This window comes from Pseudomonas sp. PS01270 (assembly GCF_029959775.1).
In the GTDB taxonomy this organism is placed as follows: Bacteria; Pseudomonadota; Gammaproteobacteria; order Pseudomonadales; family Pseudomonadaceae; genus Aquipseudomonas; species Aquipseudomonas atacamensis.
Genome location: NZ_JASCPT010000175.1, coordinates 1 through 8,643 on the forward strand (window position 1 = coordinate 1; position 8,643 = coordinate 8,643).

6 protein-coding genes are annotated in these 8,643 nt (G+C 60.8%); 3 read left to right on the forward strand and 3 right to left on the reverse strand.

Features of this window, described 5'->3' with window-relative positions:
- Positions 1–144 precede the first annotated feature (144 nt).
- Positions 145–1,980, forward strand: coding sequence for a sigma-54-dependent Fis family transcriptional regulator (locus QMX86_RS26130; protein WP_076563533.1), 1,836 nt, complete (start codon positions 145–147; stop codon positions 1,978–1,980).
- 181 nt (positions 1,981–2,161) lie between these two features.
- On the opposite strand, the gene cysS is transcribed toward QMX86_RS26130, so the two are convergent.
- Together cysS and QMX86_RS26140 are read right to left on the reverse strand one after the other, a co-directional pair.
- On the reverse strand, positions 2,162–3,544 hold the full coding sequence (gene cysS, locus QMX86_RS26135) for a cysteine--tRNA ligase (protein ID WP_122612129.1): 1,383 nt from the start codon (positions 3,542–3,544) through the stop codon (positions 2,162–2,164).
- Positions 3,545–3,562: 18 nt separating this feature from the next.
- Complete coding sequence (locus QMX86_RS26140; RefSeq protein WP_122703750.1) at positions 3,563–5,260, reverse strand: glutamine--tRNA ligase/YqeY domain fusion protein; 1,698 nt, start codon at positions 5,258–5,260, stop codon at positions 3,563–3,565.
- A 250-nt stretch (positions 5,261–5,510) separates the two neighbouring features.
- On the opposite strand from QMX86_RS26140, the gene QMX86_RS26145 reads away from it, so the two are divergent.
- Positions 5,511–6,017 carry a peptidylprolyl isomerase gene (locus QMX86_RS26145; RefSeq protein ID WP_073471311.1) on the forward strand — a complete coding sequence of 169 codons (507 nt, stop codon included), beginning with the start codon at positions 5,511–5,513 and terminating at the stop codon, positions 6,015–6,017.
- Entirely contained in the window at positions 6,014–6,760 is a 747-nt protein-coding gene (lpxH, locus tag QMX86_RS26150; protein WP_016775296.1) for a UDP-2,3-diacylglucosamine diphosphatase, read from the forward strand. Before QMX86_RS26145 ends, lpxH begins: the two co-directional genes overlap by 4 nt.
- A 179-nt stretch (positions 6,761–6,939) precedes the next feature.
- Here the strand turns inward: lpxH and QMX86_RS26155 are convergent, their stop codons facing one another.
- Positions 6,940–8,469 (reverse strand): DHA2 family efflux MFS transporter permease subunit, encoded by a 1,530-nt coding sequence (locus QMX86_RS26155; RefSeq protein WP_071172913.1) that lies wholly within the window; start codon positions 8,467–8,469, stop codon positions 6,940–6,942.
- Positions 8,470–8,643: the final 174 nt, after the last annotated feature.

Genomic DNA, 8,643 nt, shown 5'->3' on the forward strand with positions numbered 1-8,643 from the left:
CGCGAAAGCGGTGTGTCATTCAATGAGTGCATTGACTGATCCGACGCTTTCGCGAGCAGGCTCGCTCCCACAGGGGGATTTGTGTAGTTTGGAAGATCGGGTTCATAACAATAATAAAATCGCTGCACTCAGAGGCTCGCCCCCATGGCCGCACCTGCTTCGCCGCTGTCCCACGACGCGATCGTCCAGACCTCCTGGCAACGTTGCCGCGCGTTCGGCCTCGACCACCAGAGCGCCCCGGCCTTCGATCAATTGCCCGCCGCCGGCATTGCGCGGTTGCTCGACAGCCATCACTCGCTGGTGCAGACCACGCATCAGGAAGTCCTGCCCTACTACGAAAACATCCTCAGCAATTCCAACTGCCTGATCATGCTCGCCGACAATCAGGGCCAGGTGCTGACCTCATGGGGCACACAGCGCTTTATCGAACCGAATCTGGCCCGGGGCTTTCAGGCCGGGGCGAGCTGGATGGAGCGCAGCAGCGGCACCAACGCGATCGGCACCGCCCTGGCCTGTGAGCAGGCGGTGCACATCGAACACGATGAACACTTCCTCAAGGCCAACCGCTTCATGACCGGCTCCGCCGCGCCGATTTTCGACGCCGAGCGCAAGGTCATCGCCGTGCTCGATGTCTCCAGCGACAGCTACCTGCCACCCTCGCACACCCTCGGCATGGTCAAGATGATGAGCCAGACCGTGGAGAACCGGCTGATCCTCAACCTGTTCCATGGCCAGCACTTTCAACTGACCTTCAACACCGGGTTGAACAACCTCGACAGCCAGTGGGCCGGGTTGTTGATTTTCGATGAGAGCGGACAGGTGCTGTCGGCCAATCGCCGCGCCGACAATCTGCTCGGTGTGCGTTTGTCGCGCGTCAGCGTTGAAAGCCTGTTCAAGGTGTCGCTGCTGGAGTTGATCAATCAGCCCGAGGGTCTGCCGTTTGCCTTGCAGACCTCTGGACGCAACCGTTTCCAGTGCTTGCTGAAACGGCCGAAACAGGCACCGGTGCAAGCGCGCGTGTTTGTCGCCGAGGACAAGCCTGCGCCAGCCAGTGCGATCAGCCTCAATACGTTGCATTTCGGCGACAGTCGCGTGGAAAAAGCCGTGCGCCAGGCCGAGCGCTTGCTGGAAAAAGACATTCCGTTGCTGATCCACGGCGAAACCGGGGTCGGCAAGGAAGTCTTCGTCAAAGCCTTGCACCAAGCCAGCTCTCGACAGAAACAGGCATTCATCGCAGTGAACTGCGCGGCGATCCCCGCTGAACTGGTCGAGTCCGAGTTGTTCGGTTACGAGAAAGGCGCGTTCACCGGGGCCAACCAGAAAGGCAGCATCGGCCTGATCCGCAAGGCCGACAAAGGCACGCTGTTTCTTGATGAGATCGGTGACATGCCGCTGCCGACCCAGGCGCGTTTGTTGCGCGTGTTGCAAGAGCGTTGCGTGCAGCCGGTGGGCAGCAGCGAGTTGTTCCCGGTTGATCTGCGGATCATTTCCGCGACCAACCGTTCGTTGCGCGAGCAGGTGCAACTGGGCCGTTTCCGCGAAGATTTGTACTACCGCATCGGCGGTCTGACCCTGGAGCTGCCGCCGTTACGCGAGCGCAGTGACAAGCAGGCGCTGTTCAAACGGCTGTGGGAGCAACATCGCGAGCCGACGCAATGGGCGGGGCTGAGCCCAGAGGTATTGGAGCTGTTTGAAAAGCACCCGTGGCCGGGGAATTTGCGTCAGGTCAGCAGCGTGATGCAGGTGGCACTGGCCATGGCCGAGGAACAACCAGTGCGGCCTGAGCATTTGCCGGATGATTTTTTTGTCGACCTGGAGATGGAGCCGGTGGAAACAGCGGCGCCGCTGGGGCTGGATTTGAATGATGTTGAGGCGTTGAACAGGGAGTTGAAGGCGGCCGGGGGGAATATTTCGCATCTGGCGCGGCGCTTGGGGGTTAGCCGCAATACGCTGTACAAGAGGTTGCGGCAGGCTGAATGACAAGTTGTCTGGACGGGCCTCTTCGCGAGCAGGCTCGCTCCCACAGGGGATCGATCGTTCCCACGCTCCGCGTGGGAACGCAGCCCGGGACGCTCCGCGTCCCTACAGAGCCGAACGCGGAGCGTCCGTTGAGGCATTCCCACGCAGATCGTGGGAACGATCATGGTAGGGGCTTTGGGCCTCAGTCAGCCAGACGCCACGTGGTCCCACCCTTGCCATCTTCCAGCACGACACCCATCGCCGTCAGCTGATCACGAATCCGGTCCGACTCGGCCCAGTCTTTCGCCGCCCGAGCTGCCAGGCGCGCCGCAATCAGTGCATCGACTTCAGCCGCATCGACCCGCCCTTCAGCGCCGGCCTGCAGGAAGTCATCCGCCTCCAACTGCAACACACCGAGCACACTCGCCAGTTCTTTCAGACGTGCCGCCAGCCCCGCCGCTGCATCGAGATCGCTCTCACGCAGACGGTTGATCTCGCGCACCATCTCGAACAGCACGGCGCAGGCTTCAGGGGTGCCGAAGTCATCGTTCATCACCGTGGTGAAACGCTCGACAAACGCTTCGCCGCCCGCCGGCGCCACGCTCGGCAGGCCTTTCAACGCGTGGTAGAAACGCTCCAGTGCGCCCTTGGCGTCCTTGAGGTTGTCTTCCGAATAGTTGATCGCGCTGCGGTAGTGACTCGATACCAGCAGGTAACGCACGACTTCCGGGTGGTACTTGTCGAGCACGTCGCGGATGGTGAAGAAGTTGTTCAAGGACTTGGACATCTTCTCGCCATTGATGCGAATCATGCCGCAATGCATCCACGCGTTGGCGTAGGTCTTGCCGGTGGCCGCTTCGCTCTGGGCGATTTCGTTTTCGTGGTGCGGGAACTCCAGGTCGCTGCCGCCGCCATGAATGTCGAAGGTCTCACCGAGGCAGCAGGTCGACATCACCGAGCACTCGATGTGCCAGCCCGGACGCCCGGCGCCCCATGGCGATTCCCAGCTCGGCTCGCCCGGCTTGGCGGCTTTCCACAGGACGAAGTCGAGCGGGTCTTGTTTCGACTCGTCGACTTCGATGCGCGCGCCAATGCGCAAATCTTCGATCTTCTTGCGCGACAGCTTGCCGTAGCCCATGAACTTGGCGACGCGGTAGTACACGTCGCCATTGCCCGGCGCGTAGGCGTAGCCCTTGTCGATCAGGGTCTGGATCATCGCGTGCATGCCAGCGATGTGATCGGTGGCGCGCGGTTCCATGTCCGGCTTCTGGATGTTCAGGCGCGCTTCGTCTTCGTGCATCGCAGCGATCATGCGCTCGGTCAGCGCTTCGAACGACTCACCGTTCTCGCGGGCACGATTGATGATCTTGTCGTCGATGTCGGTGATGTTGCGCACGTAGGTCAGGTCGTAACCGCTGAAGCGCAGCCAGCGCGTCACCAGGTCGAACGCGACCATGCTGCGGCCGTGGCCGAGGTGGCAGTAGTCGTACACGGTCATCCCGCAGACGTACATGCGCACCTTGTTGCCATCCAGCGGCTTGAAGACTTCTTTGCTCTTGCTGAGCGTGTTGTAGATCGTTAGCACGTTAGTTCCTTGACTCACTCACTGGCCCCACGAATCACGCAGGGTCACGGTACGGTTGAATACCGGCTGACCGGGTTTCGAGTCCTTCAGATCCGCAACGAAGTAGCCTTCGCGCTCGAACTGGAAACGGTCTTCCGGCTGGGCGTTGCCGAGCGATGGCTCGGCGCGACAACCGGTCAGCACTTGCAGCGAGTCAGGGTTGATGTTGTCGAGGAAGCTGGCGCTGTCTTCGGCTTTTTCCGGGTTCGGCGAACGGAACAGGCGATCGTACAGACGCACTTCGCACTCGACGCTGGCGGCGGCCGGCACCCAGTGGATCACGCCTTTGACCTTGCGCCCTTCCGGGTTCTTGCCGAGGGTGTCCGGGTCGTACGAGCAACGCAGTTCGACGATGTTGCCGTCGGCGTCCTTGATCGCTTCGTCGGCGCGGATCACGTAGCTGCCGCGCAGACGCACTTCACCGGCCGGTTCCAGGCGCTTGTAGCCCTTCGGCGGCTCTTCCATGAAGTCTTCACGGTCGATGTAGATTTCCCGAGCGAATGGCAGCGCGCGCACGCCCATGTCTTCTTTCGGGTGGCGTGGCAGTTCGAGGTTTTCGACCTGGCCTTCCGGGTAGTTGGTGATGATCACTTTCAGCGGACGCAGTACGCACATGGCACGCGGTGCGCTGTGGTCGAGGTCGTCACGAATGCTGAATTCGAGCATGCCGAAATCGACCACGCCGTCGGAACGGTTGGTGCCGATCATTTCGCAGAAGTTGCGGATCGATTTCGGCGTGTAGCCGCGGCGGCGGAAGCCCGACAGCGTGGACATGCGCGGATCGTCCCAGCCGTTGACGTGCTTCTCGTCAACCAGTTGCTTGAGCTTGCGCTTGCTGGTGATCGTGTAGTTCAGGTTCAGACGGCTGAACTCGTACTGGCGCGGGTTCGCCGGCACCGGCAGGTTCTCCAGGAACCATTCGTACAGCGGACGGTGGCTTTCGAACTCGAGGGTGCAGATCGAATGGGTGATGCCTTCGATGGCGTCCGACTGCCCATGGGTGAAGTCGTAGTTCGGATAGATGCACCACTTGTCACCGGTCTGGTGGTGATGCGCGTGGCGGATGCGATACATGATCGGGTCGCGCAGGTTCATGTTCGGCGAAGCCATGTCGATCTTCGCCCGCAGCACGCGCGCGCCGTCGGGGAATTCACCGGCTTTCATGCGCGCGAACAGGTCGAGGTTTTCCTCAACCGAACGGTCACGGAACGGGCTGTTCTTGCCCGGCTCGGTCAGGCTGCCACGGTATTCCTTGGCCTGCTCCGGGGTGAGGTCGTCGACGTAGGCCTTGCCGGCCTTGATCAGCTCGACGGCCCAGTCGTGCAACTGGTCGAAATACTGCGAGGCGTAGCGCACTTCACCGGACCATTCGAAGCCCAGCCATTTGACGTCGCTTTCGATGGCGTCGATGTATTCCTGATCTTCCTTGGCCGGGTTGGTGTCGTCGAAACGCAGGTGCGTGACGCCACCGAACTCCTGGGCCAGGCCGAAGTTGACGCAGATCGACTTGGCGTGGCCGATGTGCAGGTAGCCGTTGGGCTCCGGCGGGAAGCGAGTCACGATCTGGGTGTGCTTGCCCGAGTCCAGGTCTGCCTGGATGATCGGCCGCAGGAAGTTGACCGGCACGGCAGGGCCGGACTTGGCATTCGAGGTAGGGTCGACAGTGGGCTTGCTCATAGGATCCTTGACGTACAGGTGCGCGGCCGCAAAGAGGGGCCAGACAAAACAAAGCCGCTATCATAGCCGATGCTGTCAAGGGCCTGACAGAGCAGCTCTTATAAAGGCACGCATTTAATCGCCGGGAAATGAAAAACCGCCTCGAAATTCGCGCCTGTCACGCTAAACTGCGCACCTTGGCCGAAGCAGGCTGAACCGGTTGTGGGGCTCAATGTCCCAGAACCACGAATTCCTCAGAAGAGTAGCGATCATGACTCAAGTCAAACTGACCACCAACCATGGCGACATCGTCATCGAACTGAACGCTGAAAAGGCGCCGATCACCGTTGACAACTTTCTCGAATACGTTAAGGCCGGTCACTACGAGAACGTGGTTTTCCACCGTGTGATCAAGGGTTTCATGATCCAGGGCGGCGGTTTCCAGCCTGGCATGCAGGAAAAGAAAGACAAGCGCCCGAGCATCAAGAACGAAGCCGACAACGGCCTGAAGAACGAGAAGTACACCCTGGCCATGGCTCGCACCATGGACCCGCATTCGGCATCGGCGCAGTTCTTCATCAATGCCACCAACAACAGCTTCCTCAACCACACCGCCAAGACCGCTCAGGGCTGGGGTTATGCCGTGTTCGGTAAAGTCGTTGCAGGCACTGAAGTAGTCGACAAGATCGAAGGCGTTGCCACCACTTCCAAGGCCGGCCACCAGGACGTACCAGCAGACGACGTGATCATCGAGAAAGCCGAGATCATCGAAGCGTGATATTGCTGATTTCAGACTTGCATCTGGAAGAGGAGCGCCCGGACATTACCCGGGCGTTTCTGGATTTGCTCGCCGGACGCGCGCGCTCGGCGAGTGCGTTGTACATCCTCGGCGACTTCTTCGAGGCGTGGATTGGCGACGACGCCATGACGCCCTTTCAGCGTTCCATCTGCCAGGCCCTGCGCGATTTGAGCGACAGCGGCACGGCCATATTCCTGATGCACGGCAATCGCGATTTCATGCTCGGCAAGGCCTTCTGCAAACAGGCCGGCTGCACCTTGCTGAAGGATCCGAGTGTCGTGCAGTTCTACGGCGAGCCAGTGCTGCTGATGCACGGCGACAGCCTGTGCACCCGCGACGTTGGCTACATGAAGCTGCGCCGCTACCTGCGCAACCCGATCACCCTGTTCATCCTCCGCCATCTGCCGCTGAGCAGCCGCCACAAACTGGCGCGCAAGCTACGCAGCGAAAGCCGTGCACAGACGCGGATGAAGGCCAATGACATCGTCGATGTCACCCCGGAAGAGATTCCGCGAGTGATGCAGGCATTCGGCGTGAAAACCCTGATTCATGGCCACACCCACCGCCCGGCAATTCACAAGTTGCAGCTGGGTGAACAAGCGGCGAAGCGGATTGTGCTGGGGGATTGGGATCGTCAGGGTTGGGCGTTGCAGGTGGATGAGAGTGGGTATGCCTTGGCGCCGTTCGATTTCGCCCCGCCACTGGCATTGCCGCACGGCTGAAGAGCTTTACCCCCTCACCCCAGCCCTCTCCCCCAGGGGGGCGAGGGGGAAAGGGAGCTGATCGCATGCAGTTCAAAACCTGAGTTCGACTCGGTATCGCAAGTCGATGTACCTCGAACATGCACCGCGGTCAGTCCCCTCTCCCTCCGGGAGAGGGTTAGGGTGAGGGGCTCTTGATTCTAGTGCCCCGAAGCTGCCGGCCCGGCCTTGGCGGCAAACGGCGGTTTCGCCAGCCATACAATCAGAATCAACCCCATGAACCCCCAGCCCAGCAACGTGAAGTAATCCACGGTGGACAGCATGTACGCCTGGCTCGTGAGGATCTGATCCATCTGCGCATACGCCGACTGACTCGCCCCACCTAACGTATTCAACGTCTCGCGCGTTGCCGGCTCGAAGGTGCTGATGCTTTCGCTCATATACGCATGATGCTGATCGGCCCGGCGAATCCAGATCCAGGTGGTCAGCGACGCCGCGAAGCTGCCGCCCAGTGTCCGCAGGAAAGTCGCCAGGCCTGCGCCGTCAGCGATCTGGCTTGGCGGCAAGTCCGACATCAGAATGCTCAGGGTCGGCATGAAGAACAGCGCCACACCGATGCCCATGAACAACTGCACCAGCGCAATGTGCTGGAAGTCGACTTCGTTGGTGAACTCGGCACGCATGAAGCAGCTCAGACCGATCGCCAGAAACGCAATGCCGGCGAGCAGACGCAGGTCGAATTTGTGCGCGTATTTGCCGACAAACGGCGACAGCAACACCGGCAGAATCCCGATCGGCGCCACGGCAAGTCCAGCCCAGGTCGCGGTGTAGCCCATTTGCGTCTGCAACCATTGCGGCAGGATCAGGTTGATGCCGAAGAACCCGGCATAACCCAGCACCAGCACGAGCGTGCCGATGCGGAAGTTGCGATGGGCGAACAGGCGCAGGTTGACCACCGGATGGCGGTCGGTCATTTCCCAGATCACGAACACCGCCAGGGCGACCACGGAAATCGCCGCGCCGACGATGATGAAATTCGACTCGAACCAGTCCAGGTCATTGCCCTTGTCGAGGATCACCTGCAACGCGCCGACGCCAATGATCAGGGTGATCAGGCCGACGTAATCCATTGGCTGGCGACTGGTCACCACCGGCCGTTTCGCCAGTTGCGAACGCACCACCATCACCGCAAAGATGCCGATCGGCACGTTGATAAAGAAGATCCAAGGCCAGCTGTAACTGTCGGTGATCCAGCCGCCGAGAATCGGCCCTGCAATGGGCGCGACCACCGTGACCATCGCCAGCAATGCCAAGGCCATCCCGCGTTTCGCCGGCGGATAGACCGCGATCAACAGCGTCTGCGTCATCGGGTACAGCGGCCCGGCGACCAGGCCTTGCAGCACGCGAAAGCCGATCAGCTCGGGCATCGAAGTCGAGATACCGCAGAGAAACGACGCCAGCACAAACAGCATCGTCGCCCACAGAAACAGCTTCACCTCGCCGAAGCGGCGGCTGAGCCAACCGGTCAGCGGCAGCGCAATCGCGTTGCTCACGGCGAACGAAGTAATAACCCAGGTGCCCTGCTCCGAACTCACCCCGAGGTTGCCGGAAATCGTCGGCAACGCCACGTTGGCGATGGTCGTGTCGAGCACTTGCATGAACGTCGCCAGCGACAGGCCGATGGTGCTGAGCAACAGGCTGGGCGGCGTGAAAGAAGCGTTATTGCTCATTGTGAATCCTATGAAACCTGATGGTCGCTGCGGCCTGATGAACACAGCCGGCCCTGTGGTAGCAGGCCCTTGTGGCTAGGGGATTATCTGGGGCGAGGGGATTTATCCCCGCTGGGTCGCGAAGCGGCCCCGCTTTGGGCTCAGAAAAAACGGGCCTGCTGCGCAGTCCAGCGG

Bases quoted from the DNA above. Each gene is read 5' to 3' on its own strand.
- QMX86_RS26130 (WP_076563533.1), top strand. From the start codon at position 145: ATGGCCGCACCTGCTTCGCCGCTGTCCCACGACGCGATCGTCCAGACC.
- QMX86_RS26140 (WP_122703750.1), bottom strand. From the start codon at position 5,260: ATGAGCAAGCCCACTGTCGACCCTACCTCGAATGCCAAGTCCGGCCCT.
- QMX86_RS26145 (WP_073471311.1), top strand. From the start codon at position 5,511: ATGACTCAAGTCAAACTGACCACCAACCATGGCGACATCGTCATCGAA.
- QMX86_RS26155 (WP_071172913.1), bottom strand. From the start codon at position 8,469: ATGAGCAATAACGCTTCTTTCACGCCGCCCAGCCTGTTGCTCAGCACC.